This window comes from Janthinobacterium sp. NFX145 (assembly GCF_049810325.1).
GTDB lineage: Bacteria > Pseudomonadota > Gammaproteobacteria > Burkholderiales > Burkholderiaceae_D > Janthinobacterium > Janthinobacterium rivuli.
On record NZ_CP187360.1, the window covers coordinates 4,212,330 to 4,239,107 of the forward strand.

27 protein-coding genes and 1 pseudogene are annotated in these 26,778 nt (G+C 62.4%); 10 read left to right on the plus strand and 18 right to left on the minus strand.

Features of this window, described 5'->3' with window-relative positions:
* The first annotated feature begins 6 nt into the window (after positions 1 to 6).
* The 3 genes from ACPJXG_RS18780 to panC are packed head-to-tail and all read left to right on the plus strand — an operon-like array spanning position 7 to position 2,060.
* Entirely contained in the window at positions 7 to 216 is a 210-nt protein-coding gene (locus tag ACPJXG_RS18780; protein WP_034778041.1) for a DUF3460 family protein, read from the plus strand.
* A 17-nt stretch (positions 217 to 233) separates the two neighbouring features.
* The gene (locus ACPJXG_RS18785) at positions 234 to 1,166 is read left to right on the plus strand and encodes a segregation and condensation protein A (RefSeq protein ID WP_099402710.1); all 933 of its coding nucleotides are present in this window, start codon (positions 234 to 236) and stop codon (positions 1,164 to 1,166) included.
* Positions 1,167 to 1,220: 54 nt separating this feature from the next.
* Positions 1,221 to 2,060 (plus strand): pantoate--beta-alanine ligase, encoded by an 840-nt coding sequence (gene panC, locus ACPJXG_RS18790; protein WP_035826607.1) that lies wholly within the window; start codon positions 1,221 to 1,223, stop codon positions 2,058 to 2,060.
* 40 nt (positions 2,061 to 2,100) lie between these two features.
* Here the strand turns inward: panC and ACPJXG_RS18795 are convergent, their stop codons facing one another.
* The 16 genes from ACPJXG_RS18795 to flhD all read right to left on the minus strand — a co-directional run bounded on the left by ACPJXG_RS18795 (position 2,101) and on the right by flhD (position 16,767).
* Positions 2,101 to 3,069 carry an IS1595 family transposase gene (locus tag ACPJXG_RS18795; protein WP_099402806.1) on the minus strand — a complete coding sequence of 323 codons (969 nt, stop codon included), beginning with the start codon at positions 3,067 to 3,069 and terminating at the stop codon, positions 2,101 to 2,103.
* Between the two features lie 97 nt (positions 3,070 to 3,166).
* Positions 3,167 to 3,559, minus strand: a complete 393-nt coding sequence (locus tag ACPJXG_RS18800; RefSeq protein WP_425251978.1) for a hypothetical protein — start codon at positions 3,557 to 3,559, stop codon at positions 3,167 to 3,169.
* 257 nt (positions 3,560 to 3,816) lie between these two features.
* Positions 3,817 to 4,215, minus strand: coding sequence for a chemotaxis response regulator CheY (gene cheY, locus ACPJXG_RS18805; RefSeq protein ID WP_026132837.1), 399 nt, complete (start codon positions 4,213 to 4,215; stop codon positions 3,817 to 3,819).
* A 147-nt stretch (positions 4,216 to 4,362) separates the two neighbouring features.
* Complete coding sequence (locus ACPJXG_RS18810) at positions 4,363 to 5,433, minus strand: protein-glutamate methylesterase/protein-glutamine glutaminase (protein WP_035826603.1); 1,071 nt, start codon at positions 5,431 to 5,433, stop codon at positions 4,363 to 4,365.
* 109 nt (positions 5,434 to 5,542) lie between these two features.
* Positions 5,543 to 6,151, minus strand: a complete 609-nt coding sequence (cheD, locus tag ACPJXG_RS18815) for a chemoreceptor glutamine deamidase CheD (protein WP_034758343.1) — start codon at positions 6,149 to 6,151, stop codon at positions 5,543 to 5,545.
* A gap of 9 nt (positions 6,152 to 6,160) precedes the next feature.
* Positions 6,161 to 7,033, minus strand: coding sequence for a CheR family methyltransferase (locus ACPJXG_RS18820; protein ID WP_035826600.1), 873 nt, complete (start codon positions 7,031 to 7,033; stop codon positions 6,161 to 6,163).
* Positions 7,034 to 7,104: 71 nt separating this feature from the next.
* Complete coding sequence (locus ACPJXG_RS18825) at positions 7,105 to 8,826, minus strand: methyl-accepting chemotaxis protein (protein WP_425251979.1); 1,722 nt, start codon at positions 8,824 to 8,826, stop codon at positions 7,105 to 7,107.
* A gap of 188 nt (positions 8,827 to 9,014) precedes the next feature.
* Positions 9,015 to 9,521, minus strand: coding sequence for a chemotaxis protein CheW (locus ACPJXG_RS18830; RefSeq protein ID WP_034758356.1), 507 nt, complete (start codon positions 9,519 to 9,521; stop codon positions 9,015 to 9,017).
* A gap of 30 nt (positions 9,522 to 9,551) precedes the next feature.
* Positions 9,552 to 11,741 carry a chemotaxis protein CheA gene (gene cheA, locus ACPJXG_RS18835; RefSeq protein ID WP_425251980.1) on the minus strand — a complete coding sequence of 730 codons (2,190 nt, stop codon included), beginning with the start codon at positions 11,739 to 11,741 and terminating at the stop codon, positions 9,552 to 9,554.
* A 43-nt stretch (positions 11,742 to 11,784) separates the two neighbouring features.
* On the minus strand, positions 11,785 to 12,150 hold the full coding sequence (locus ACPJXG_RS18840; protein ID WP_034758362.1) for a response regulator: 366 nt from the start codon (positions 12,148 to 12,150) through the stop codon (positions 11,785 to 11,787).
* Between the two features lie 83 nt (positions 12,151 to 12,233).
* Complete coding sequence (locus ACPJXG_RS18845; protein WP_034758366.1) at positions 12,234 to 12,782, minus strand: hypothetical protein; 549 nt, start codon at positions 12,780 to 12,782, stop codon at positions 12,234 to 12,236.
* A gap of 46 nt (positions 12,783 to 12,828) precedes the next feature.
* Positions 12,829 to 13,806 carry a flagellar motor protein MotB gene (motB, locus tag ACPJXG_RS18850; protein ID WP_034778017.1) on the minus strand — a complete coding sequence of 326 codons (978 nt, stop codon included), beginning with the start codon at positions 13,804 to 13,806 and terminating at the stop codon, positions 12,829 to 12,831.
* A 58-nt stretch (positions 13,807 to 13,864) separates the two neighbouring features.
* Positions 13,865 to 14,725 (minus strand): flagellar motor stator protein MotA, encoded by an 861-nt coding sequence (gene motA / locus ACPJXG_RS18855; protein WP_034758373.1) that lies wholly within the window; start codon positions 14,723 to 14,725, stop codon positions 13,865 to 13,867.
* 218 nt (positions 14,726 to 14,943) lie between these two features.
* A complete protein-coding gene (locus ACPJXG_RS18860; RefSeq protein WP_425251981.1) occupies positions 14,944 to 15,750 on the minus strand; it encodes a class I SAM-dependent methyltransferase in 807 nt (268 codons plus the stop codon).
* Positions 15,751 to 15,826: 76 nt separating this feature from the next.
* Positions 15,827 to 16,390, minus strand: a complete 564-nt coding sequence (gene flhC / locus ACPJXG_RS18865) for a flagellar transcriptional regulator FlhC (RefSeq protein ID WP_035826585.1) — start codon at positions 16,388 to 16,390, stop codon at positions 15,827 to 15,829.
* Positions 16,391 to 16,449: 59 nt separating this feature from the next.
* Entirely contained in the window at positions 16,450 to 16,767 is a 318-nt protein-coding gene (gene flhD / locus ACPJXG_RS18870; RefSeq protein WP_034758381.1) for a flagellar transcriptional regulator FlhD, read from the minus strand.
* A gap of 606 nt (positions 16,768 to 17,373) precedes the next feature.
* On the opposite strand from flhD, the gene kynU reads away from it, so the two are divergent.
* The 5 genes from kynU (at position 17,374) to ACPJXG_RS18895 (ending at position 23,266) form a co-directional block, all read left to right on the plus strand.
* Positions 17,374 to 18,624: a kynureninase gene (gene kynU, locus ACPJXG_RS18875; RefSeq protein ID WP_425251982.1), complete on the plus strand. Its 1,251-nt coding sequence runs from the start codon at positions 17,374 to 17,376 to the stop codon at positions 18,622 to 18,624.
* A gap of 8 nt (positions 18,625 to 18,632) precedes the next feature.
* Positions 18,633 to 19,520 (plus strand): tryptophan 2,3-dioxygenase, encoded by an 888-nt coding sequence (gene kynA / locus ACPJXG_RS18880; protein WP_176390346.1) that lies wholly within the window; start codon positions 18,633 to 18,635, stop codon positions 19,518 to 19,520.
* A gap of 15 nt (positions 19,521 to 19,535) precedes the next feature.
* Positions 19,536 to 20,081, plus strand: coding sequence for an RBBP9/YdeN family alpha/beta hydrolase (locus tag ACPJXG_RS18885; protein WP_425251983.1), 546 nt, complete (start codon positions 19,536 to 19,538; stop codon positions 20,079 to 20,081).
* A 102-nt stretch (positions 20,082 to 20,183) separates the two neighbouring features.
* Complete coding sequence (locus tag ACPJXG_RS18890) at positions 20,184 to 22,238, plus strand: hypothetical protein (protein WP_425251984.1); 2,055 nt, start codon at positions 20,184 to 20,186, stop codon at positions 22,236 to 22,238.
* 2 nt (positions 22,239 to 22,240) lie between these two features.
* Complete coding sequence (locus ACPJXG_RS18895; RefSeq protein WP_425251985.1) at positions 22,241 to 23,266, plus strand: hypothetical protein; 1,026 nt, start codon at positions 22,241 to 22,243, stop codon at positions 23,264 to 23,266.
* A 2-nt stretch (positions 23,267 to 23,268) separates the two neighbouring features.
* On the opposite strand, the gene ACPJXG_RS18900 is transcribed toward ACPJXG_RS18895, so the two are convergent.
* Positions 23,269 to 24,306, minus strand: coding sequence for a hypothetical protein (locus tag ACPJXG_RS18900; protein WP_425251986.1), 1,038 nt, complete (start codon positions 24,304 to 24,306; stop codon positions 23,269 to 23,271).
* A gap of 134 nt (positions 24,307 to 24,440) precedes the next feature.
* On the opposite strand from ACPJXG_RS18900, the gene ACPJXG_RS18905 reads away from it, so the two are divergent.
* Positions 24,441 to 25,172, plus strand: coding sequence for an alpha/beta fold hydrolase (locus ACPJXG_RS18905; protein ID WP_425251987.1), 732 nt, complete (start codon positions 24,441 to 24,443; stop codon positions 25,170 to 25,172).
* On the opposite strand, the gene ACPJXG_RS18910 is transcribed toward ACPJXG_RS18905, so the two are convergent.
* A complete protein-coding gene (locus tag ACPJXG_RS18910) occupies positions 25,149 to 25,514 on the minus strand; it encodes a hypothetical protein (RefSeq protein WP_035828967.1) in 366 nt (121 codons plus the stop codon). The two genes, ACPJXG_RS18905 and ACPJXG_RS18910, sit on opposite strands and share 24 nt — an antisense overlap.
* A 165-nt stretch (positions 25,515 to 25,679) precedes the next feature.
* On the opposite strand from ACPJXG_RS18910, the pseudogene ACPJXG_RS18915 reads away from it, so the two are divergent.
* Positions 25,680 to 26,774, plus strand: a pseudogene (locus ACPJXG_RS18915) (alkene reductase); the annotation flags it as partial.
* Between the last annotated feature and the right edge of the window lie 4 nt (positions 26,775 to 26,778).

Consider the following 26,778-nt stretch of genomic DNA (forward strand, 5'->3'; position numbering starts at 1 on the left):
GAGAATATGAAACTGCCTGCAAAACACAACAACTACGTATCCGACCACACCTTGTTCATCGCCGAACTGAAGGCCAAGAACCCTGGCATGGAAGCGGGCCAGCAAGCGGGCCGCGCCCTGCTGTGGGACAAGCCAGCCGTCAGCATCGATGAGCAGGAACGCCAGCTGGCGTCGGCCGTCAAGCAACAGGCTTACGTTTACCAGAACAAGAACTAAGATCTGGAACCGGCACGATGTTGCCTGAAGAGTCTGCAGTCACGCCGGAAGCCGACGCTTCCAGTGCCGGCGCAGTCATCGAGTCGCCCGAACCTGTCGCTGAAGGCGACGGCAGCGGCGACCCTGCAGCATCTGCAACAACGGTAACGGACGCGGCGCCGGCCGCCGACCCGCTGGGCATCGCCCGCCTGTATGGCGAGCCGCTGATGCGCATGCCGACGGATTTGTACATTCCGCCGGACGCGCTGGAAATCTTCCTCGAAGCCTTCGAAGGCCCGCTCGACTTGCTGCTCTACCTGATCCGCAAGCAAAATTTCAACATTCTCGATATTCCGATGGCGCAGGTCACCCTGCAATATCTGAAATATGTCGACCAGATCCGCGTGCGCAACCTGGAACTGGCCGCCGAGTACCTGCTGATGGCGGCCATGCTGATCGAGATCAAGTCGCGCATGCTCTTGCCTTCGCGCAAGAGCGACGTCGAGGAAGATGGCGGCGACCCCCGTGCCGAACTGGTGCGCCGCCTGCTCGAATACGAGCAGATCAAGCTGGCCGCCTACGACCTGAACGCCATCCCCCAGTTCGAGCGCGATTTCGTGCGCACGCAGATTTTCATCGAGCAAAGCCTGACGCCCACCTGGCCCGACGTGGAACCGGTGGACTTGCAGCAGGCGTGGCTCGACGTGCTGAAACGCGCCAAGCTGACCCAGCATCACCGCATCAGCCGCCAGGAACTGTCCGTGCGCGAGCACATGTCGAGCATCCTGCGCCACTTGCAATCGTCGCGCTTCGTCGAGTTCAGCGAGCTGTTCGACATTGCCGGCGGCGTGCCCGTAGTGGTGGTCAACTTCGTGGCCCTGCTGGAACTGGCCAAGGAAACCCTGATCGAGATCACGCAGGCAGAACCGTTTGCCCCCATCTACGTCCGGCTGGCCTATTCGCCCGCCTGACTCCCTCCCTTTGTCACTGACCACCGTACAACGGGGTTTTAGCGAAAGCAATCCATGAAAATTATTTCCGACATCGAAGAATTGCGCGACCAGCTCAGCGGACAGCTGCGCACGGCGTTCGTCCCTACCATGGGCAACCTGCATGAAGGCCATCTGTCGCTGATGCGTCTGGCGCGCAAGCATGGCGACCCCGTCGTCGCCTCGATCTTCGTGAACCGCCTGCAATTCGGCCCGAACGAAGACTTCGAAAAATATCCGCGCACCATGGCCGCCGACATCGCCAAGCTGGAAAAGGAAGGCGTGTACGTGCTGTTCGCGCCGACGGAAAAGGAACTGTACCCGGAACCGCAGGAATACCGCGTGCGCCCGCCCGATGACCTGGGCAATACGCTGGAAGGCGAATTCCGCCCCGGCTTCTTTGAAGGCGTGTGCACGGTCGTCACCAAGCTGTTTTCGTGCGTGGGTCCGCGCGTGGCCGTGTTCGGCAAGAAGGATTACCAGCAGCTGATGATCATCCGCAACATGGCGCGCCAGTTCGCGCTGCCAACGGAAATCATCGCCGCAGAAACGTACCGCGCGGACGATGGCCTGGCCTTATCGTCGCGCAATATGTATCTGTCGGAAAGCGAACGCGCGGAAGCGCCGGAACTGTACAAGGGACTTAATTTCGTGGCCGAAGAAGTGCGCAAGGGTAACCTGGCCGTCGGCGAACTGGAACAGGCAGCCATGCAGTTGCTGGACGGCCGCGGCTGGAAATCGGACTACATCGCCGTGCGCAAGCGCGCCAACCTGCAAGCGCCTAGCGCTGCGGAACTGGCCGCCGGCGAACCGCTGGTGGTGCTGGCTGCGGCCAAACTGGGACAAACCAGACTCATCGACAACCTGGAAATTTAAGCATTGTCACAACGGGGCCATTCGGCCCCGTTTCTTTTGGCTATGTCACCGTCAAGTGTGGGAATGCGCCCAACGTTGCTTTCAATAACGTTTCCGATGAACGGATGCGCCTGGCGTCGAGTATCCAGCGCCAGCCCAGGTAGTTCGGCAGGTAGCGCGTCGCCACGCCGTGAAAGGGCCGTAGCCATGCGCGCAAGCGGCTGTGATAGGCATTGACGTTCTGCACGTGGGCGGCCCCTCGCACACGGATGCCAGCGCGCAAGTTGACTGCTTGGTGGCTGATGCCCGCTTCCTTCGCAAAAGCCAGATAGGCGGCATGACCGTCGGTCACCAGCAGCACGTCCTTGTCGATAACGGGTAGCAGCGAATGATGCAGCTGTGCCTTCGTCAACGCTCCTTTGCCCGTGACGAAATCGAGGGTCTGCCCAGTACGGTCGCGCGCCACCAGGATGCAAACCTGTTCATTGGAAATGCCGCGCTGATGGGCATGGCCGCCACGGCGGCGCGCCGGACGCGTCATTTGCCTGGATCCCTTTTCTGATTCCAGCACGTAGAGTTCATCGGCCTCGGCAATGCCATGCAGACAATGCGGCCGGTCCGTCTTTGCTACGCTGAGAAAACGGTGTCGCCAGCGAAACGTGGTGTTGCGGTGCAGTCCCAACTGCTGAGCGGCCTGGCGTACCGACCTGGAATCAAGCAGGCAATCCGCATAGTCGAGCCACAGCGATTTATGGCGCAAGTGCGCCAGCGGCGTGCCCGTCAAGGCATTGAATGTGCGCCCACAGGATACACAGCGGTAGCGCTGCAGGCCGTGCGCATGGCCATGCCGGTGCAGGTGACACGATTGGCAGGCGGGACACCCCAGGCGTGCTTGCGTAGCGTTTTCAAGCAGCGTGACGGTCACATCGTGTGGCCCATTGCCACACAGCAAGGCTATTCCTGCCTGCCGCTGGCGTCGGTTCAACTGCGCAAACTGCGCGATAAAGCGTATCCATTCGGCTGGCTGCATGATCGGCTCCTGCATGGTGGGTATGCAGAGTCAGACAGCACAGCCAAGGAAAGATTCAGGCAGATCCCCTATTTATCGATGACAGAGCCTTTCTTTTTTACTTCTCCATCCCTACCAGCTTGAGTTCGGCAAACAGCGGTTTGTTGCTGCCGCGTGCCGCTTGCAACATGTCATAGCTGGCCGCATCGAGCACGATTTCCTCTCCCGCCCACAGCTTGCGCTGGTTTGCAGGCAGCCTCAGGCTGCGCAGGATGGCCCTTGCCTGGGCCGGATCGGCTGCCAGCAGGCGAATGGCGTGCGCATGGCGCTGTGTGCCCGTAAGGATCGGCAAGCCGCCTTCCGGGCCGTTCTGGCTCAGGCTGACATAGTCATGGCCGCCCACGCGGTGCAGATAAGCATGCCGCCCATCGGCTTCGGCAGGCGGCTGCGCGGCCAGCTCCTGCATCTCGACCGACGCGACAGGCGCAGCGGTGGTTTGTTCAAGGCTCACGCCACAGCCCGCCAACATGGCTGTGCTCAGGGCGAAAAATAATACGGGTGCTCGGCGCATCGCGCGCTCCTTCTTGTCGGGGTCGGGGACAAAGGGAAATACTGCAGCGATCATGGGCCAAATTATTTGACGTGTAAAGTTAACTTTAGGAAATATTTAATTCCTTTGCGCAATCTCATGTGATCGGCGCAGGCGGACGAAAAAAAACGCTGCCGGTTTGCACGGGCAGCGTTTTCTTGATAACGGTCAAGCCTGAATCAGGCGCCGGCTTTTTCCAGCTTCTCGAAAATCTTGTTCAGCTTTTCATCGAGGGTCGCGGCCGTGAACGGCTTGACGACATAACCGCTGGCGCCAGCCTGGGCCGCGGCGATGATGTTTTCTTTTTTCGCTTCGGCGGTGACCATCAGCACGGGCAGCTTGGCCAGTGCGGGATCGGCGCGGATATGCTGCAGCATCGTCAGGCCATCCATGTTGGGCATGTTCCAGTCCGACACGACGAAATCGAACGATTCCGCGCGCAGCTTGGCCAGGCCCATCACGCCGTCTTCCGCCTCATCGACGTTGGCATAACCCAGTTCCTTCAACAGATTCCGGACAATGCGGCGCATCGTCGAAAAATCGTCAACGACTAAAAATTTCATCTTTGGATCAGCCATGAATAACTCCGTTGTTTCTGTAGCGGTTTGTTAATAATATCGACATGAATGCCGACATTATGGTCGACACTACGGCAGCAAGTTGTAGGATAGCATTTTCGTTGCTTTTAGGCGAACAAACTTGCCTCAGATCATATAAAACGTGGCTTACACGCGCAAAGCACGCATGCCATGCGCCGCCAGGTGTCCCAGCACCATGCCAGGCAAGGCCGTCAGAGCGCCAACCTCATGCGTAGCACCAACGGCGATCGCCTCGCGCGGCATGCCGAACACCACGCAACTGGCTTCATCCTGCGCAAAATTATACGCTCCTGCGGCCTTCATCTCCAACATGCCTTGTGCGCCATCCTTGCCCATGCCGGTGAGGATCACGCCGACGGCATTTTTACCGGCCGATTGCGCGGCCGAACGGAACAGCACATCGACGGACGGGCGGTGGCGGTTCACCGGTTCGCCCTGGTCGATCTTGGTCATGTAGTTGGCGCCGCTGCGCGTCAGGGTCAGGTGCGAATGGCCGGGCGCGATGTAGGCGTGGCCGGGCAGCACCCGTTCGCCGCCTGCCGCTTCCTGCACCGAGATCTTGCACAGCGAATCGAGGCGGCGCGCGAACGAGCGCGTAAAGCCTTCCGGCATGTGCTGCGTGATCAGGATGCCGGGGCAGTCGGACGGCATCTGCATGAGAAATTCGCGGATCGCTTCCGTGCCGCCCGTCGAGGCGCCCACGATGATCAGCTTTTCGCTCGACGTCAATGGGCTGCGCAGCGCAGGCAGCGGTGCGGCCACCTTGTCGCCGGCCGACGGCAGGGTGCGCGCGCGGATGCGCGCCTTCGAGGCGGCGCGGATCTTGTCGGCGATCATGTCGGTGTACTCGCGCATGCCGCTCTGGATGGAAATTTTCGGCTTGGTGACGAAATCGACGGCGCCCAGTTCCAGCGCCCGCATGGTAATTTCCGAACCGCGTTCGGTCAGCGACGACACCATCAATACCGGCATCGGGCGCAAGCGCATCAGTTTTTCCAGAAAGTCGAGGCCATCCATCTTCGGCATCTCGACGTCGAGGGTCAGCACGTCGGGGTTGGTCTGCTTGATCATCTCGCGCGCCACCAGCGGATCGGGCGCCGCGCCCACCACTTCCATGTCGGGCTGGCTGTTTACGATTTCCGTCATGACGCTGCGGATCAGCGCCGAGTCATCCACGATCAAAACCTTGATCTTCATATTCTTCCTTCCAGGCCTTGCGGCCCTTATTCTTTATTAAATTAGTACACCGGACAAAACCGCCGCAAGCCGCACAGCGCGACGCGCAGCAAGTTTGGCCTGGTGTGTGTCAGAACAGTTCGACTTCGCCGCCCACCGGCGCGACTTTCAAGCGGCTGGCGTAATCGAGTTCGCGGCGTACCAGCGTATCGTTATGCGTCTGCATCAGCTTTTTCACCAGCACCTTGCCGCTGCGGGGGAAAAAATACACTTTGCGCGGGTGGATGTCGTTCAGGTCTTCCGCCACCACGCGCATCTTTTCCGCCTTCAGGTAATTGATAACGAAGGCCGCATTGCGTTCGCCGACGTTGATCGCCGTGAAGCCGCGCAGCACGGCGCCGCCGCCGAACACTTTCGCTTCCATGTTCTCGCGCCGTGCGCCCGCCTTCAGCAAATCGTTGATCAGGATCTCCATGGCGTAGGTGCCATAGCGCATCGACGCGGAAATCGGGCTGTTCGGGTCGCTGCCGCCATCGGGCAGCATGAAATGGTTCATGCCGCCCAGGCCCGTGACGCGGTCGCGGATGCAGGCCGAGACGCAGGAGCCGAGCACGGTGACGATCAGCATGTCCTTGTTGGTAAAGTAGTACTCACCAGGCAAGATCTTGGCGGCGTCACAATTGAACGTCCTGTCGTAATAGACGTTAGTGGCGAATTGCTCTTTGGATTCCAGGCTCATATTTCACTCTCATGTACGATGCGACGATGCCTTGGGCGCGGCGCCCCGAGGCTGATCGAGCTCATAGACTGTTTTACCGCGCAGCTTCAATGAATCCGACACGTACAGAAAATTCTCCGAATGGCCCGCAAACAGCAGGGCATCCGGCTTCATCAAGGGCACAAAGCGCGACAGGATCTTGCGCTGCGTCGCCTTGTCAAAATAAATCATCACGTTACGGCAAAAGATGACGTCGAACTGCCCCGTCAATGGCCAGCCGTCGGCCAGCAGGTTGAGCGGCTTGAAGGTGATCATCTGGCGCAATTCCGGGCGCACCCGCACCTGCCCCTCGCGATCACCCTTGCCGCGCAAGAAAAAGCGCCGCGCACGGTCGGCCGGCATCTTGTCGAGCCGGTCCAGGTTGTAGACGCCATTGGCGGCCGTGGCCAGCACGTTCGTGTCGATGTCCGTGGCGATGATGGTGACCGGCGGCGTGAGCGTATTGAACGCCTCGCACACCGTCATGGCGATCGAATACGGCTCCTCGCCGGTGGAACTGGCTGAACACCAGATGGTGATCGGCCCACTCAGTTTTTTCACATGTTCGGCCAGCAGCGGGAAATGATGCGCCTCGCGGAAGAACGACGTCAGGTTGGTCGTCAGCGCATTCGTGAACGCTTCCCACTCGTCGCCCATGCGGCCAGCCTCCAGGTCGTCCAGGTAGCGGACGAACGAGGAGATGCCGGTCGCGCGCAAGCGCCTGGCCAGACGGCTGTAGACCATCTCCTGCTTGCTGTCGGCCAGCGCGATGCCGGCCCGCTTGTAAATCATGGCGCGGACCCGCTCGAAGTCCTTGCCAGTGAAATCAAATTCCTTGACCGAATCCGTTTTAGTTTGCGGCATTTTATTTTTACCTCTCTATGACTACTCTGACCAATGCCTTTGCAAGTATAACTAGCGGGACCGGGTTGGCGTCAGAACTCTTCCCAATCGTCGCCGCCGGCTGCCGCCAGCTTTTTCGCGGGCGCTGGCGTGCCGGCTTGCGCCGTCTTTGCCAACCGCCGTGTATTTGCCGCCACAACAGGCGCCGGCCGTGCCGCCGCCTTGACTGCTGGCGCGGGTACGGGCATGGCCACCTGCGCCGCGCTCTCGCCATCGAGCTTGAAGATGCGGACGGCGTCGGCCAGTTTCTGCGCCTGATCCTGCATGCTTTCGGCCGCCGCAGCCGCTTCCTCGACCAGCGCCGCGTTCTGCTGCGTCATCTGGTCCATCTGCGCGATGGCCTGGTTCACTTCCTCGATACCATGGCTCTGTTCCTGCGTCGCCGCCGTGATCTCGCCCATGATGTCGGCCACCTGCCGGATCGACGTGACGATCAGGCCCATGGTCTGCCCCGCCTCGTCCACCAGGCGGCTGCCCGCATCAACCTTGTCGACCGAGTCGCCGATCAGGCCCTTGATCTCTTTCGCCGCGCCGGCCGATCGTTGCGCCAGATTGCGCACTTCCGACGCCACCACCGCAAAACCGCGTCCCTGCTCGCCTGCCCGCGCCGCTTCAACGGCCGCATTCAATGCCAGGATATTCGTCTGGAACGCGATGCCGTCGATGACGCCGATGATGTCGACGATCTTGCGCGAACTGTCCTTGATGGAGCCCATGGTATCGACCACTTGCGCCACCACCTTGCCGCCCTGCTCCGCCACCGACGACGCCGACACGGCCAGCTGGTTGGCCTGGCGCGCGTTGTCCGCATTCTGCTTCACGGTCGACGTCAGTTCTTCCATCGACGATGCCGTCTCTTCGAGCGAACTGGCCTGCGTTTCCGTGCGCGCCGACAGGTCCGCATTGCCGCTGGCGATCTCGCGCGATGCCACGGTAATCGTGTCCGTTCCATTGCGCACGTCGCTGACCGTTTGCACCAGGCTCTCGTTCATGTCCTTGAGCGCCTGCTGCAAGGCGCTCGTTTCATCCTTGCCTTCGACCACCACGCGCGACGTCAGCTCGCCGGCCGCCACCTTCTGCGCCACGGCCAGAGCGCCGGACAATGGCACCGTGATCGAGCGCGTGATGAAGATGGCGCACCAGGCGCCGATCGCCACCGCCGCGCCGCCCAGGATGAACAGTACCGTCATCAGGCGCGCATCGGCCGCCAGCGAGTCATCCATGAAGCTTTGCTGCGCCACGTGCTGCAAGTCGAGCAGCTTGTTGATATCGGCCAAGGTCGTCTTGTTCAATGGATCGATGCGGGTGGCAATCACCTTCGCCGCGCCCTCGCTGTTAAACGCCAGCACCTGCCCCATCGCTTCCTTGAAGGCCGCATCGACATCGCCGTCGACCTTGGCGATATTGGCCAGCAGCGCCTTCTCGCCATCGGACAGGCCCAGGGTGGCCAGCTTGCCGCGCGCGCCGTCATACAGCTTGCGCTGCTCGCGCACCTTGCCCTCTTCCGCCTGCATCAGGGCCACATCGCCCTGCAGGCCGATATTGCGCATGGCGATGCCGGTTTCCAGCATCGCGCTTTTCATCAGCGACGCCTGCGTATTCTTTTCGCTTGCCAGCGCCAGGCCCGTGAGCAACTGGGCCTTGTTACGGTAATTCAGTGCATTCGCCGAAACGATCACCACCACCAGGATGGCGAGGATGCTGCCAAAACCTATCCCCAGCCGGGTGCCTATCTTGAAATCGCGCAAACTCATTACAGTCTCCAATATTTATGTGAACGGCGCCCGTTCAACCGGACGGCGCCGTGTTGTGGCCTGGTCTCTGACGGACCTTGCAGCCTGCCGGCGCGCCTCTGGCCGCGCCGGTACATGCATATCTGTAGTGATTCTTTGCGTGCCAAAACGGCGGCGCACCGGGCGCCGCCTTGCTGCCATGCGGAGGCTTACGCCGCCAGCTTGTCGATCAGGCCCATCTCGCTGCTCGACATCAGCTTGTCAATGTCGACCAGGATCAGCATGCGCTCGTCGATGGTGCCCAGGCCGATCATGTAGTCGGTCGAGAAGGCGGTGCCCATTTCCGGCGCCGGTTTCACCTGCTCCGGCGTCAGGGTGGTGACGTCGGAAACGCTGTCGACCACCATGCCGACGATGCGCCCGCCGATGTTCAGGATGATCACCACCGTGAACTGGTCGTACACGGGCGTGCCCAGGTTGAACTTGATGCGCATGTCGACCACGGGAATGATGATGCCGCGCAGGTTGATCACGCCCTTGATGAATTCAGGCGCGTTGGCGATGCGGGTGACCGCTTCGTAACCACGGATCTCCTGGACCTTCAGGATATCGATGCCGTACTCTTCGGAGCCCAGGGTGAAGGCCAGGAATTCACGGCCGGCGATGTCCTTGCCGTCGCCCGCATTGCTTCCGGATGTTTGTTGAGTATCTGACATGGTGCGTTTTCCTATCTTTATCTATCGGTATTACGAAAAAATGGACTCGTCGGCCAGCTGGCGAGAGGAACGGATCAGGGCGGCGACATCGAGAATCAGCGACACGCCGCCATCGCCCAGGATGGTGGCGCCGGAAATGCCCACCACCTTGCGGTAATTCGATTCGAGGTTTTTCACCACGACTTGCTGCTGTCCCACCAGGTCATCGACAAACAGGGCCGCCTTGCGCCCTTCCGTCTCGAGGATCACGCAGATGCCTTCCGAGGGGCTGGTAAAGCGCGGCGCGATGTCGAACATCTGGTACAGCGGGATCAATGGCAGGTATTCGCCGCGCACTTTCACCACCTGCCCCTTGCCACTGATGTCCTTGATATCCTCAACGGCTGGCTGCAGCGATTCGATGACAAAGCCCAGCGGTAAAATATACACTTCGTCGCCGACCCGGATCGACATGCCGTCCAGGATGGCCAGGGTCAGCGGCAGCGAGATCGAAATCGTCGTGCCGAAACCCTTGGCCGAACGGATGTCGACGACGCCACCCATGGCGCTGATATTGCGCTTGACGACATCCATGCCCACGCCGCGGCCCGACACGTCGGTGACCGCTTCGGCGGTGGAAAAACCGGGCGCGAAAATCAGCTGCCACACGTCGGCGTCGCTCATCGTCTCGGACACGTCCAGACCCTGCTGAGCGGCCTTGGCCAGGATGCGCTCGCGGTTCAACCCAGCGCCGTCATCGGATACTTCGATGATGATGTTGCCACCCTGGTGGCTGGCCGAGAGGAACAAGCGGCCCGCCTCGGTCTTGCCGGCGGCCACGCGGGCGGCAGGCATTTCCACGCCATGGTCGATACTGTTGCGCACCAGGTGCGTGAGCGGATCGACGATGCGCTCGATGAGGCCCTTGTCCAGTTCCGTGGCGGCGCCATTCGTGATGAAATCGACCTTCTTGCCCAGTTTCGTCGCCAGGTCGCGCACCATGCGCGGGAAGCGCGAAAAGACGAAATCCATCGGCATCATGCGGATCGACATCACCGCTTCCTGCAAGTCGCGCGTGTTGCGCGTCAGGTGGCTGACGCTGTCGAGCAGTTTTTCATGCAGCATCGGATCGAGCGCGCTGGCGCGCTGCTCGATCATCGCCTGCGTGATCACCAGTTCGCCCACCAGGTTGATCAGCTGATCGACCTTCTCGATCGAGACGCGGATCGACGACGATTCGGCGCCGGCCTTGTCGCCTTCTTTCTTGGCCGGTTTCTTTTCCTGCTCCGCTTCGGCCACGGCGCTGGCCACGACCGGCGCGGCGGCGCTGGCGTTGCCCGCCGTGGCCGCGTCGGCGCGTATCTGTTCGAGCGGCTGGAAGAAACCGTAGCCCTGTTCGGCGTCGCTCTGCACGCCGGCGGCGGCGCGGATATCCTCGAGCGGCTGGAAGAAGCCATAGCCGGGATCGGCCGCGCCAGGCACGCCTGGCAGCGGGTCGAAGAAACCGTAACCTTGCGCCTTTTCCTGCGCCGCGCGGGCCGCTTCGGCTTCGCCTGGCGCCAGTGGCGGCGCCTGCGTGATCACCATGTCGTCCGGATTGAGCACGAACGAGCAGATAGCCAGGATATCGTCCAGGCTTTCATGCGTCGTCACTTCCAGCACCTTGCGCGCGTCGGGCAAGGCGGACACCACGACGTCACCGAGCAAGCCCAGTTCGGCCGCCAGCGCCTCGACTTCGCGCGGCTCCATGGCAGGCAGCTCCAGGCGGATGCGATGGCCGCCGGCATGGCTGACGGCGGCCTTTTCCGCCGTATGGAAGGCTGGCGCGACGGGTGTAAGCGCGGCCACGGGCACGTCCTGCGAGAACGACTGCAGCATCATGCGCACATTGGCCACGGCATCCTGATCGACGGCGCTGCCCAGACGATGGCCGTCGAGCTGCATCTTGAGGATATCCTTGGCCGCCAAAAAGGCGTCGACGTGTTCCGCCGTCAGGGCCATCTGGCCCTGGCGGATGCGGTCGAGCAGCGACTCGAGGATGTGCGTCACCTCGCTCATGTCGGAAAGGCCGAACGTCGATGCGCCGCCCTTGATCGAATGGGCGGTGCGGAAAATGGCATTCAGGTCTTCGGCGTCGGGCGCCGCAATATCAACGGCCAGCAGCAGCCGTTCTTTTTCAGCCAGCAGTTCTTCGGCCTCATCGAAAAAGACCTGAAAAAACTGGCTAATATCGATGGTCATAGGGTGACTCCGTCAATTGCATCGTTGTGCTGCGCGGCTGGCATCAGCCGATCACCTTCTTGACCACTTCGATCAGGCGTTGCGGATCGAATGGCTTGACCAGCCAGCCATTGGCGCCGGCGGCACGTCCCTTCGATTTCATCTCGTCCGACGACTCCGTCGTCAGCATCAGGATGGGCACCTTCTGGTAGGTCGGCAGTTCGCGCAGCAGCTTGATCAGCTCCAGGCCATCCATGCGCGGCATGTTCTGGTCCGTCAAGACCAGGTCCACGGTTTGCAGCTTGGCTTTTTCCAGTCCGTCCTGGCCGTCGACGGCCTCCACCACCTGGTAACCGGCGGCTTTCAGGCTGAACGCCACCATCTGGCGCAATGAGCTGGAATCGTCCACTGCAAGTATCGTTTTGGCCATCTTTGCTCCCACTTATTCCGGGCATCCTGCCCGAGTATTTGATTAATCAATCCATGCAACCACAAGCGTTCAGCACTGGCATGCTAGAACAGCTCGATGTCGCCACTTTCCAAATGCTGTTGACTGACAGCCTTGCGCAGCACGCTGCGCAACTCCAGGCTTTGAATCGCCAGCGCCATGCTGACCCGCCCCAGCAAGGCGACAATTTCTTCATTGTCGCTCTCCGGCAACATCTCCGCGCCATGCTCGCCCAGGGTCCCGAGGAACTCGCGCAAGCCCGTCACGCGCTTCAAGGTGCGCTCGATCAGCTGGCTGGTCATGTCCTGGAACTGCAGGCTGGTGATGGCGGCATTCACGTAGCCCCCCACCTCATCCTGCAACGCCAGCAGTTTTTCGCGCTGCTGCTCGGCCGGAATACCGCCGTCGAGCAGCAGGGCGATGGTGTCTTGCTGCGCAGCGACGGCTGCATGTATCGCCATGAAATTGAAGGACAGCTTCTCGATCGCCTCTTCCAGCAAGATGCCGGTCTGCACCAGGTCGGTTTCCACCTCCGTCAAGTGCTTGCGGCCATGGTCCGACACGCCAGACAGCAGGCGCTTTACATGCGAGCCAAGTATTTTCTTTCTTGTCATAAAGGTCTCATTGTTTCAATACATCACGCGTCGACAGCCTTGCGTGTTATTTTTTCGCCGCTACCGGGCTGGGGGCTGGCGCCGCCGCGGGCGGCGCGCCGGCCGCCAGCCCTGAAGCGACAGCGGCGGAAGCGGCATCGGTCACCGGCAGCTCGATCGCCGAGCCATCGCGCAGGACATTTTCTTCCGTGCGCTTGTTCATGACGATGATGCTGATGCGCCGGTTGATCGGATTGAAGGGATCGAGCTTGTCCAGGTGGGCGGCCGAGCCCAGTCCCACCACGCGCAATACTTTCTCTTCCTTCATGCCGCCAATCACCAGTTCGCGCCGCGACGCATTCGCGCGGTCGGCCGAGAGTTCCCAGTTGCTGTAGCCGGCATCGCTCATGTAGGGCGTCGAATCCGTATGGCCGGACAGGCCGATGCGGTTCGGCACTTCATTGAGCACGAAGCCAATGGCGTGCAAGATTTCCTTGGTGTACGGTTGCAGGTTCGCATTGGCCAGCGCAAACATCGGACGGTTCTGCTCGTCGACGATCTGGATGCGCAAGCCTTCGCTGGTGATATCGAGCAGCAACTGGTTCTTGTATTTTTTCAGCAGGGGATTGGCGTCGATGGTCGCTTCGATGCGCGCCTTGAGCGCCTGCAGGCGCTTGCCTTCCTCGCGTTCGAGCGCGGCCTTGGCGGAATTGAGGTCGAACGATTTGCGCTGCTGCTCTTCCTGCGCCTTGCGCACTTGCCCATCCTGGCGCGACAGGTCCTGGCCGCCGCCCTGGATCACGGAATTGCTCTCGCCGCTGCCGGAACCGCCCGCCATCGCCACTTTCAGCGGCGTCTTGAAGAATTCGGAAATGCCGTTCAAGTCGCCCTTCGAGGTGGAGCCCAGCAGCCACATCAGCAAGAAGAAGGCCATCATGGCCGTGACAAAGTCGGCGTAGGCGATTTTCCACGCCCCGCCATGGTGTCCGCCAGCCGTCTTCTTGATACGCTTGACGATAATCGGGCGCATGCCTTCATCGGCCATGGCGTCCCCCTTCCGTGTGCTGCAAATGACTCATGGTGTCCAGGCGTATATTCACTGCTTACTTCGTTTTCGATTTCTTGATGTGGTCTTCCAGCTCGTTGAACGTCGGACGCTCGGTCGAGAACAGCACCTTGCGGCCGAACTCCACGGCCAGCGCCGGCGCATAGCCGTTCAGGCTGGCCAGCAGGGTCACTTTCACGCACTGGAACATCTTGCTCGACTCTTCCAGCTTCTGTTCGAGCAGGCTGGCCAGCGGACCGACGAAGCCATACGCCAGCAAGATGCCGAGGAAGGTGCCGACCAGCGCGTGCGCGATCAGCATGCCCAGCTCGGCCGGCGGGATGCCCACCGATTCCATCGTGTGCACCACGCCCATCACGGCGGCGACGATACCGAACGCGGGCAAGCCATCGCCCACCTTGGCGATCACGTGGGCCGGCACGGCGCCTTCGTGATGGTGCGTCTCGATTTCGTTGTCCATCAGGTTTTCGATCTGGAACGCATCCATATTGCCCGATACCATCAGGCGCAGGTAATCGGTCATGAATTCGACGATGTGGTGGTCGGCCAGCACGGCCGGGTACTTGGAAAACAGCGGGCTCTCCTCGGGCTTGTCGATATCGCCTTCGATCGACATCAAGCCTTCCTTGCGCACCTTGCTGAGCACTTCGAACAACAGCGACATCAGTTCCATGTACAGCTCTTTGGTATAGCGCGAACCCTTGAACAGGCTGGGCAAGGCGGCGATCGTCGCCTTGATGGCCTTGTTATTGTTACCAACAAGGAAGGCGCCCAGGGCGGCGCCGCCGATCATCAGCAACTCCAGCGGCTGGAACAGCGCCGCCAGATGGCCGCCGGCCATTGCGAAGCCGCCAAAGACCGAGGCGCAGACGATGATGTATCCGATTATGACTAACAAGTGCCCTGACTCCCAATAATGGCCGGGGCTGTACGCCCGGCATGTTCAAACCTGTTCTGTCTTCTGGCGGCTGCGCCGCCGGCAAAGACAGCGGCAAAAAAAGCAACCGGAAGTTAATTGAAATGTGCTGCTTTTCAATGCAATTCCGAGAAAATGCCGTGTGGAACTACAATAACGTGAGATTGCCCCACGGGCAAGCAAATAACGCAGACAATTGCTTAAAAGCACCATATGTAAAGTAAAGGGCCACCCTCTGTGGCGGCGATGGTCTTATCGGGCGCGCGTGCCGCGATCTGGAATTCGTAACTAAGAAGCATGCTACCGGGCAACATTTCCTTTTCCGCCTTGCACCACAAGGTCGCCATCGCCGCTGGCGACAGGTAGGCAAAGACGGCATCGTAGCCGCCGAAGTCGAGCGCCTCGTAGTCGCCGCGCAGGAAGCGCGCGCGGCTGCCCGCCAGCCGTGCGCGCAAGCGGCTTGCCAGCCACGGCAGCGGCGCCAGCTCGATGCCGGAAAACTGCCCATCGGGCCGGCGCCGCGCCAGGTCCAGCACCAGGCCGCCCAGGCCGCTGCCGATATCGATCAGGCGCACGCCGGGACGGTCCGCGATCAGCCCGGCCACCGCCTGCCACACCTTCGGCCCCGACGGGTAAAACGGCACTTGCGTGCGGAACGTCGACCAGTACAAGCTCAGCAGGAAAACAAAGGCCGCCAGGAACACGGCCGGCGGCAGCTCGAGCAGGCTGGCGGCCAGCAAGGCAGGCGCGAACAGCAGGCCGATGGCGCACCACCAGCGCGCCAGTCCCGCGCGCCACGTGATGAGCGCCGCCAGCACGCCCTGCACCAGCGCCACGGCCGGCAGCGACATGGCCACGCCGGCGCGCGCCAGACCATATACCAATAGCAACATCAAGGGAAAGGTCAGCACCTGGATCAGGATGGCCTTGAGCGCGGGCGCGCGCAGGATTTGCTGCAGCATGGGCAAGTTAAAGGAGGAAAACGCCAGTGTAAGCGAAAGCGCCATGAAAAAACCGGAGTCCGGTCTGGCGACCGCTCCGGTTTTCACTGAGGCTATTATTGGGACAGTAATTCGGGCAATATCAGGCGGCGACACTCGGTGGCGCGACAGCGGCCGCTTCATCGCGCGCCTTCTTCGTTTTGCCGGCACGCGAAGGCATGTGGCACAGGCCGCACACATAATCGGCGTTCAGGTCGAGGCAGTTGACGACGAACTTGCCGCCGCACTTGCCGCAAGGGGCCATGTCCAGCATCTTGCTGCTGAAAAAGCGCACCAGGGTCCAGGCCCGCGTCAGCGACAGCAGCGGCTCTTCGCCCGCTTCGGGCGGCATCTGTTCCAGATACAGTTTATACGCCTTCATCACGGCTTCGATGCCCGTGGCGCCGGCGTGGTCGACGAGGAATTTGTGGATGTTGATGAACAGCGAGGAATGGATATTCGGTTGCCAGGTGATGAACCAGTCGGTGGAAAACGGCAGCATGCCCTTGGGCGGCGAGACGCCCTTCAATTCCTTGTACAAATTCAGCAGGCGTTCGCGCGACAGCGAGACTTCGGTCTCCAGCAGTTGCAAACGGGCGCCCAGCTGTATCAGTTCGATGGCCAGCTGGATTTCCTGCGCTTCCGATACGACACTTTTTTTGGCCATGCTGTGTACTCCGCGACTGACTGATACTAACTAACTGCTACTGACTGAAGATTGCTGAATCAAGCGATTTCTTCGACGCCCTGGCCTGCCATCAGGATAGCCGCGTGCGATTGCGCCAGCGAACGGTCTTTATTGTAGTTCGTCAACATGCCCAGGATGGCGCTGTCGTCGAAGCGGAAGCGGGCCAGCATCATGTTGCCGCCAGCGAGCTTCAGGATCTGCGCATTGCTCATGCCTTCGATCAGTTCGGCGATTTCGGCGGCAATGCCCAAACGGAAGATGGCCGTTACCTTGTCCGCACGAATCATTTGCTGGGCCAGCATCAGGTAGCTCAGGTTAGCGTCGCGAATCTCAGCCATCATATCGTTAGCAGTCATTTCCATCTCCTCAATCCGTTGAATTCAGCTGGCGTTGTGTGTTGCCAGTGAGATACATTCTGCAGGAGCAACATTAAATGCAACAGAGGCGTAGCGCTGTATTTTTGGTCGGGCAATAGCGGATGGGATCGTAGGTGTTTGTCTGACAAACACTACTCGATCATGGTCGCGCGCCAGCAACGGCGCGGGTATGGAGGGTTGGCTCTGGGCCGGATTTAGCCAATTTTTGGCCTGTAAAAAATATCACTTTTTTACAACAACTTGATCGGAATCAAACCTGTCTACCTAGATAACGGCTGCCCTGGCGGGAACTTTAGGGCTTTTTTGAAAAATATTTCAAAAACCCGCATTCTTTTTCCGTCGGTTTGACACCGTTCATGTAATCGTTGACGGCGGCGAATCGCAGAACTTTAGGGCTATTTGAAAATATTTTTAAAAATCGTGATTTTTTTCGTTGACGCCCCGCAGGCAGGTACATTCCGCGCTTCAACCCGAGCGGAAATTCCGCTTTCCAGCGTGAATTTGCTACACTGCCTGCTTCCGCACAATACTTTAAGCTTCAAGCAATATCGTGCCACTGAGACAAGTATCAATATGAAAGCCACCATGATTTCTCGACAAGACTGCAGGGCGCGCGACCTCGACGATCCCCTGGCGCCCCTGCGCCAGCAATTCGACTTGCCGCAAGGCGTGATTTACCTCGACGGCAACTCCCTGGGCGCGCGGCCGAAAGCGGCCCTGGCCCGCGCCCAGCACGTCATCACGGCGGAATGGGGCACGGACCTGATCCGCAGCTGGAATACGGCCGGCTGGTTCGACCTGCCCAAGCGCCTGGGCGACCGCCTGGCCCCGCTGCTGGGCGCCGGCACGGGGGAAGTGGTGATCACCGACACCACCTCCGTCAACCTGTTCAAGGGCCTGGCCGCTGCCCTGCAGATGCAGGCCAGCGATCCCGCGCATGGCGAGCGGCGCATCATCGTCAGCGAACGCAGCAACTTCCCCACCGACCTGTACATGGCGCAAGGCCTGGCCGCCTGGCTCGACCGCGGCTACCAATTGCGCCTGGTCGACAACCCCGACGAACTGGCGCAAGCCATCGATGCCGATTGCGCCGTCGCCATGCTCACGCACGTCAACTACCGCACCGGCTACCAGCATGACATGGCCGCCATCAGCAGCCATTGCCACGCGCAAGGCGCGTTGGCGCTGTGGGACCTGGCCCATTCGGCCGGCGCCGTGCCGCTGGACCTGAACGGCGCCGGCGCCGACTTGGCCGTCGGCTGCACCTATAAATACCTGAACGGCGGCCCCGGCTCGCCCGCCTTCATCTGGGTGCCGGAAAAACACCAGGCGCGCTTCCGCCAGCCTTTGTCCGGCTGGTGGGGCCACGCCACGCCGTTCGCCATGGAGCCGGGCTTCGCGCCCGCCGACGGCATCGCCCGCGCCCTGTGCGGCACGCAGCCGATACTCTCGCTGGCCCTGGTCGAATGCGGCCTCGATATCTTTGCGCAAACCAGCATGGAAGCCATCCGCCGCAAGTCGCTGGCCCTGACCGATCTGTTCATCGCGCTGGTGGAGCAGCGCTGCGCCAGCCATCCGCTGGGCCTCGTCACGCCGCGCGAGCATGCGCGCCGCGGCAGCCAGGTCAGCTTCACGCACCCGCATGGCTATGCCGTGATGCAGGCACTGATCGCGCGCGGCGTGATCGGCGACTACCGAGAACCGGCCATCATGCGCTTCGGCTTCACGCCCCTGTACACGAGCTTTGCCGACGTGTGGGATGCCGTGGAAATTCTGCGCGACATCCTCGACACACTAGCCTACGACATCGCCGCCAAGCGCGATGCGGTCACCTGAAGCATCCCATGAGCGACGACAAGAATATGAACAAGGAAAACACCAGCGGCTGCCCCATGCATGCGGGCGGCCAGGATGCGCAGTGGCATGGCGCGCAGATGGATTTCAGCGAATCGATGAGCTACGGCAATTACCTGGCGCTGGACCGCATTCTCACGGCCCAGCATCCGCTGTCGCCGAACCACAACGAAATGCTGTTCATCGTGCAGCACCAGACGAGCGAATTGTGGATGAAGCTGATGCTGCACGAAATGCACGCCGTGCGCGCCAACCTGCAAAGCGGCGACCTGGCGCCCGCCTTTAAAATGCTGGCCCGCGTGGCGCGCATCATGGACCAGCTGGTGCACGCCTGGGACGTGCTGGCCACCATGACGCCGCCCGAATACACGGCCATCCGCCCTTACCTGGGCGCCTCGTCCGGCTTCCAGTCTTACCAGTACCGCGAGATCGAATTCATTTTGGGGAACAAGAACGCCGCCCTGCTCAACGTGCATACGACGGCGCCGGAAACCTACAAGGTGCTCGACGCCGCCCTGCGCGCGCCCTCCGTCTACGACGAGTCGATCAAGCTGCTGGCGCGCAGCGGCCTGCCCATCTCCCCCGAGCGCCTGAACGCCGACTGGACCCTGCCGACCAGCACCGACGCCTCCGTCAAGGCGGCGTGGCTGGAAGTCTACCGCGACCCGTCGAAACACTGGGCCCTGTACGAACTGGCCGAAAAGCTGGTCGACCTGGAAACGGCCTTCCGCTTCTGGCGTTTCCGCCACGTGACGACGGTCGAACGCATCATCGGCTTCAAGACGGGTACGGGCGGCACGGCGGGCGTGAGCTATTTGCGCAAGATGCTCGACGTGGTATTGTTCCCCGAACTGTTCGCCCTACGCACGGAGTTATAACTTTAAGGAGCATCGATGTCGTCTCTCGTCCTGACCCTGGCCGGCTTGTGGAATTCCGGGCCGCAGCACTGGCAAACCCATTGGGAAGCGCGCCACCCGCAATGGTCGCGCGTGCTGCACCGGGAATGGCAGACGCCGGACAAGGACGAATGGGTGGCGGAGCTCGACCGCGCCATCGCCGCCTGCGAGCGCCCGCCCGTGCTGGCGGCGCACAGCCTGGCCTGCACGCTGGTGGCCCACTGGGCGGCCAGCGGCTCGCCACACAAGATCGCCGGCGCCTTCCTCGTCGCCCCCAGCGATGTGGAAGCACCCTCCTACCCCGCCGGCACGACGGGCTTTGCGCCGATGCCGCTGCTAGCCTTGCCGTTTCCCAGCCTGCTGGTCGCCAGCGGCGACGATCCCTACGTCAGCTTCGCGCGGGCACGCGCGTTTGCCGCCGCCTGGGGCAGCGATTTCACCATGATCGGCGATGCCGGCCATATCAACGGCGACGCCGGCTACGGCCCGTGGCCGGACGGCGAACAGCTGCTGCTGGACTTCTGCGCCGCGCACCAGCCCTGAACGGGGGCGCGCACACGATAGACGCGCGCCCATTTGCCCGTAAGTAAGAACGCAGGCAGAATCGTGGCCTTTCCATTGCGGCGCCCCGGCGCCAGCCTCACGATGAAACGTCTGCTTCTGCCCTTGCTGCTTTGCTCCGCGCTGGCCCACGGCGCGCCCTTTTATGAAGGCAAGAGCCTCGCCCATCCCGCCATCAGCGCCGCGCAGGACAGCGGGCTTGACGTCGCCTTCCTCAAGGAAAAAGAAGGCGTCAATGGCTATTACTGCGAGTGCAAGAGCGGCACCTCGAAACCCATCCTGCTCGACCAGTTCGGCAATGCCGTCATCCGCTCCGTCTTCTACGCCTCGCTGGACCAGGAGACGAACGACAGCGTGCAAACCATGCTGGTGCTGTTCCGCCAGGACGGCAAGAATGGTTTGCGCGCCTACCGCTACGACCGCAGTTCCAGCAAGTACCGGCGCCTGGACGGCTTGCAGCCGGCGTTGAACCGCATCGTGGCGCAAAGCGCCTCGCCCAACGCGGGCCAGGTCAAGGCGGCGCTGGCGAAACTGGCGCCGATGGACTACAGCGTTGCGCGCGGCAAGAGCGGCAATGCGGACTTCGACGCCATCGACCATACGCAGGGCACCATCGTCGGCTACTACAGCGATGAGGGCAAGCCCGTGGCGGCCGGCAGCCAGGAGGCCATCATCTACAAGAAAACCTTCGAGAAGAAAGGCGAGCGTTTTCTCACCGCCAGCTACACCCTGTACAGCGATGTCGGCGCCGGCATCCTGCGCAATTACCGCCTGTGGCAAGTGACGTGGGAAACGGCGCCGAAGCAGTTCACGGGCAGCCAGGAAGGCCCTTCCGTCATCTACAGCCTGGCCTGGGACGACGGCTCGGTGGTCGAGCGGGGCCAGTACGTGAAGGGCAAGCGCCAGGGCCTGTGGGTGCGCGACGGCATGCACGAAGGCAGCGAAAAGGGCCATTTCGTCAACGGTCTGCAAGAAGGCCTGTGGTCCTTCAATTATCCCAAGCAGAGCGAGAGCGGCATGTACCGGGCCGGCAAGCGCGAAGGCCGCTGGACGGTCGTCAACTATGCCGATGCAGAGGAAGTGACGGGCTTCGACACCTACGCGGGCGGCCAGCTGAACGGCCCGCACGAACGCAGCATGGGCGGCAAGCTGCAAACGCGCGGCAACTACGTCAACGGCGCGCGCCATGGCGCGTGGATCACGGAAGACGGCGACGGCAGCTTCATCGAAGGCTTGCGCGACGGGCCGTGGAAGCTCAAGCTCAAGGACAAGGCCACGCAAAGCGTCACTTTCGTGCAAGGCAAAAAGCAGGGTGAAGCGATCGACACGGATGCGCAAGGCGCGCTGCGCCAGCGCGACCATTACCAGGCCGGCGTGCTCGAAGGCAGCCGCACGCGCTATCTGGGCCCGGCCGGCAAGGAATACGCGGTCTACACGGCCTCCTACCGCAGCGGCCAGCTCGATGGGCGCGAACAGGCGTTCGACGACAGCGGCAAGATCCTGCGTCTCGACACCTTGTGGGACATGGGCAAGAAGCAGGGCCTGGACGCGCGCTACTACCCGAACGGCAAGCCGGAGCGCCTGGCCGTCATCGACCAGGGCCGCCTGCTCACGCACCTGCGCGAGTACTATGAGGACGGCCAGCTGTTCAACGACATCCACCGCTGCACCTTCAAGGAGTACGGCAGCACGCGCGACGACGTATGCGAGTACCACCACATGTACTACCCGGACGGCAAGCCGCAGTATTACTACGCCTTCCAGTACGGCCAGCGCCAGGAAGGCTATTCGAACTACCCGAACGGCAAGCGCAAGGACGAACTGCTGGTCGACCGCGCCGCCGACACCTCCGTCCTCAACGTCTATTACGAAAGCGGCCAGCTCAAATGCACGGAGCCGCGCAGCGGCCACAGCACGCGCACGGTCAATGGCGAGACCATGATCAGCTACGCTTCGACCGACCGCGACGGCGACAATATCTGCTACCACCCGAACGGCAAGGTGGCCAGCATCTACACCTTCCGCAAGCGCGTGCTCGTGGAGTGCGGCAAGCGCTACGACGACACGGGCAAGCAGACGTTTCCGGGACCGGAAGGCTGCCCTCCCCCCAGGAAAGTCGACTATCCGATAGGACTATGACCATGACGCAAACAACACAGCCGCTACGCATCCAGAACCCCGGGCGCATCGACGCTGCGGCGATCCGCGCCGCCATCGCGGGCGGCCAGCAGGTGCTGGTGCAGTTCGATACCCTGGGCGAGCCGGAGCCGCTGCTGGCCGACCTCGACGCCCTGGCCGCCACCTGCGGCACGGCGCTGACCATCCGCATCTACGGTTACGACCCGAGGGTGTTCGACGCCCGCATCCTGCGCGCGCTGCCGCATGTGGCCAGCCTGTCCATCGACTGCCACTGGCAAGCCATCCATCTGGAAACCCTGGGCGAGCTGCGCCACCTGAAGCGCCTGAGCCTGGGCGTGTACCAGCTGGCGCAGGCCGACATCTTGCAGCTCGATAATTTGCGCGGCCTCGAATACCTGAACCTGGGCGAGTCGGCCAAAAACAATATCGACCTGGCGCCGCTGCGCCACTATGCGCAGCTGGCCAGCCTGGTCATCGAGGGCCACCACCAGCACATCGACACTGTGGCCGGCCTGCCGGCGCTGCACGAGCTGTCGCTGTACCGCATCAAGAACAAGGTGCCGTTGGATTTCATCTCGGAGATGGCCCGCCTGGACCGTCTGCTGTTGCAGCTGGGCGGGCGCGAATCGCTCGCGCACGTCGAAGCGCCCCTGTTGCGGAAACTGGAAGTGATACGCGTGCGCGGCCTGGAAACGCTGGGCGACATCGGCCGCTTTCCGCTGCTGCAGGCGCTATGGGTGGAAGACCAGATCAAGCTGCGGCAGATCGCGCTGGGGCCCAATCCCGTGCTTGAACGCCTTAGCCTGCACACCTGCAAGACGCTCGACAGCCTGCCAGGCCTTGCCGCCCTACCCGCCCTGCGCCAGCTGTCGGCCTCCGAAACCATGCTCGACATCGACGCCTTGCTGGCGCATGGCTTGCCCGCGTCGCTCACGCATGCGCGCCTGCGCACCGGCAAGAAAACCCGCGACGACGCCATCGCCGCGCAGCTGGCGCAACTGGGCTACGAAGAGGCGCGCCCTAATTGAATTCAGCGGCTGGCCGCCAGCTTGCGCTGCCACAGGGCCACGTCGATCATCACGCCATCGGCGCCCGTGTTGCGGATATAGACGCGGTAGCTGCCCTGCCCCATGTTGCCATCGAGGTAGGCCGTGCGCTCGTTGCGCTGCAGCCTGGCGCCCTTAGCCAGCTGGCGGTAACGCTCGACCACCGTGTCGAAACTGGCATAGCTGCGCAGCGCCACTTCCAGGTCGCGCGGGGGGCGGCCTTCCGCATGGTCGAGCACATTGTTCTGTTTCTTGCCCTTGAGGGTCAGCGGATAGGCAAACACGCCGGCGCCGGCCGACGTCAGCACCGTCGATTTATCGAGCAGCAGCGGCAGCAGCGCCGGCGGATACGCGGGCGGCAGCTGGGCGCGATTCCAGCCCGGCAGGGCAGGCTGCGCCAGCACATATTCAACGCTGGCGATCTTTTGCCCATCGGCGCCCGCTTCCTTGTCGCCCGCGATCAGCGCCAGCATGGGCGGCAATTGCCGGGCCCAGGCCAGCAAAGGCGCCGCATCCCCGACCAGCATGCCCTTGCGGTGGAACACCGTCAGCACGGCATTCGGATCGGGATTGCAGACCTTCGCCAGCGGTTGTCCCTCCAGGCGGCAATGGCCGTTGACGAGGCCAAAGGCGATGATGGCGCCGCGCTTGTCGAGCAGCATGGCGCCGCGTTCACGGCCCTGCTTGCGGTCATTCATCGACGCCAGCAACTGGCGGCCATCGGCCAGCACGGTGCGCGTGGCGTCGCGCTTTTCGCTGATCGCTTCGAGCGCCTGCGCCAGCAGCAATTCATCGTCTTCCGTGTAGCTGCCGCGCGCGTAACCGAAGAAGTCGAACAGGGCCGCGCGCACTTGCGGGTCTTCGCTCAATCGCGGCAAGGGTCCGCCGGCCAGCAAGGACGACAGGCTTTTCCCGGCCGGCGCAGAGGGCGCCGCCGTGGCGTGGGCAGGCTGGGAAAGGACGCAGGCCGCTGCCAGCAAGGCGCCGCCCAGGGTGCGGTAATTCGAAAAAATGATATGCATGATTCTGTCTGTCGGGGATTAGACCGCGATTACGGCCACGCATGGCGCGCCGGCGATTCTAGCATGGCGCCAGCCCCCATGCGGTGCGGCTGGCGGACGGCGCGTTCGGCGGCGCGGCTGTTATGATGGCCGCAATGACGACCTCTTCTCCCGCTTCGACACTGCTCGTCCTCCTGCCCGGCATGGATGGCACGGCCAGCCTGTTCCACCGCTTCGACGCCGCCTTGCGCGCGCACAGCGCCATCGCTACCCTGTCCATCGCCTATCCGGCCGCGCCGCTCGATTACGCGGCGCTGGAAGCCTTCGTGCGCGAGCGCCTGCCGCGGGACCGTCCTTTCGTCGTGCTGGCCGAATCGTTTTCCGGGCCGCTGGGGGCAGCGTTGCGCGCCGATCCGCCGCCCGGCATGCGCGCCCTGATCCTGTGCTGTTCCTTCGTGCGCAATCCGCGCCCGATGCTGGCGCCGCTGCGCCACTTGCTCGGCCTTGTGCCCTTTGGCGCCATGCCCGGCTTCGCGCTGCGCCAGGCGCTGCTGGCGCCCCACTCCACGCCGCAACTGCAGGCGGAACTGGCAGCGGCGCTGGCGCAAGTGCCGCCCAGCGTGCTGCGCCAGCGCCTGCGCGCCGTGCTGGAAACCGACGCCTCGCGCAGCTTCGCACGCGGCAGCCTGCCCGTGCTGTATCTGCGCGCCCGCCACGACCGCCTGGTGCCGCCGGCGAACGCCGTACAGATACTGCGGCAGGCAGCGGACGCGCAAGTGACTGACATCGCCGCGCCGCACATGCTGCTGCAGGCGGCGCCGGAAGCGGCCGCCGTCGCCGTCGCCGCTTTTGTCAACGGCCTGTCAGCCGCGCAGGTATCCGCTTAAACGCGCGCTGGCCAGCACCGCCAGCCAGCTCAAGCCGCCCGCCAGCACACTGAAGTAAATCGCCCGCAGCGGATGCTGGGGCAGCAGATACGCGAGCACGGCCGCGCCCAACAAGGCGCACAGCACCGGTTTCCACCTGCCGGGCGGCAACAGCGCCAGCAGCAAATTCGTGCCCGCATACACATAAAACACGAGCAGCAAGGCCAGACCGCCGGCCACGCCGCGCGAGCCGAGGCTGCCGAACAGTTGCGTGTACAGGAAAAATCCCAGCCAGCTCAACACAATAAACAGCAGGCAGCCCAGCGCGTGCGCGCCCAGGCCCGCCATCAGGCGGTTCTTCATGGCAATCATCCGTATCGTCCCGTGCAAAGCCGCATCATAGCGATTTTGCTGGCGCTACCATCGATTGACGAATCTACCTACTAGATGGTAGACTTATTTCAAGCCGGGTATTTCAGCCGGAATCCTTTCGCGCCACGGCGCATTCGACTCTTTGCGAGGCATCACATGCAACAACTGTTCACCCCCTATGACCTGTCCGGCATTTCCCTGGCCAACCGCGTCGTCATGGCGCCGATGACGCGCACGCGCACCCTGGAAAACAATCCCGACGCGCTCACCGCGCTGTATTACGCCCAGCGCGCCTCGGCCGGCCTGATCGTCACCGAAGGCTTGCCCGTCTCCGATGAAGGCCGCGGCTATTTGTACACGCCGGGCATCTACAGCAGCACCCAGGGCCAGGGCTGGCGCCAGGTGACCGATGCCGTGCATGCCAAGGGCGGCAAGATCTTCGCCCAGCTGTGGCACGTGGGCCGCATGTCGCACGTATCGATCCAGCCGGGCAACGCGGCGCCCGTCGGCCCCAGCGACGTGGCGGCGGAAAACACCACCGTCTACGCCTGGACCGAAGAGGGCAAGGCGGGACCGGTGCTGCCCAGCGTGCCGCGCGCGCTGACCGTCGACGAGATCGCGCGGGTCACCGCCGACTTCGTGCATGCGGCAAAAGTCGCTATCGACGCTGGCTTTGACGGGATCGAGATCATGGCGGCCAACGGCTTCCTGTTCGACCAGTTCCTCAGCAGCGCCGTCAATACGCGCACGGACCAGTACGGCGGCAGCATCGCCAACCGCCAGCGCTTTTTGCTCGAAACGGTAGACGCCCTGTCGGCCGCCATCGGCAGCGGCAAGGTCGGCGTGCGCATCTCGCCGTTCGGCCGCCTGTACGACATGCGCGCCTATGCCGACGAAGCGCAGGTGTGGAGCAGCGTGGCGCAGGCGCTCGATACGAGGCAGCTGGCCTATGTGCACCTGAACTACCAGCCCACCATCACGGCGGCGCAAGTGCCGGCCGGCTTTGGCGCGCAGTTCCGCCAGGCCTACCGCGGCACCCTGATCGGCGCGGGCGGCTTCACGCAGGACCTGGCGCGCAGCGAGCTGGAAAAAGGCGACCTCGATCTGATCGCCTTCGGCATGCCGTTCATTTCCAACCCGGATCTGGTGGAACGCATGCAAAACAACTGGCCGCTGGCCGACAGCGACCGCTCGACCTATTACGGCGCCAGCGGCGCCCCGTCCCAGGGCTACACCGACTATCCGGCGTATGGCG